The organism is Agathobacter ruminis, assembly GCF_002735305.1.
GTDB lineage: Bacteria > Bacillota > Clostridia > Lachnospirales > Lachnospiraceae > Roseburia > Roseburia ruminis.
In genome coordinates this window covers 1-260 of sequence record NZ_PDYG01000104.1, presented here as the reverse complement: position 1 = coordinate 260, position 260 = coordinate 1, and the positions used below count along the sequence as shown (strand labels likewise).

1 rRNA gene is annotated in these 260 nt (G+C 46.2%); it reads left to right on the top strand.

Annotated elements, in window-relative coordinates:
• The first annotated feature begins 81 nt into the window (after positions 1–81).
• Positions 82–199: ribosomal RNA gene (gene rrf, locus CSX02_RS10790) — 5S ribosomal RNA — on the top strand.
• Positions 200–260 lie beyond the last annotated feature (61 nt).

Genomic DNA, 260 nt, shown 5'->3' with positions numbered 1-260 from the left:
TCACCTCCTTTCTAAGGAAATCAAGTAGAGATTATTCACTGTTTAGTTATTAAGTAACTAAAACAACTTAATAACCCTATTTTTGGTGGCGATGCGCTTAGGGGTAACACCCGTTCTCATCCCGAACACGATGGTTAAGACTTAAGCGGCCGATGATACTATGCTGGAGACGGCATGGGAAAGTAGGTGGCTGCCAAATTTTGTGGGGGTGTAGCTCAGTTGGGAGAGCACCTGCCTTGCAAGCAGGGGGTCAAGAGTTC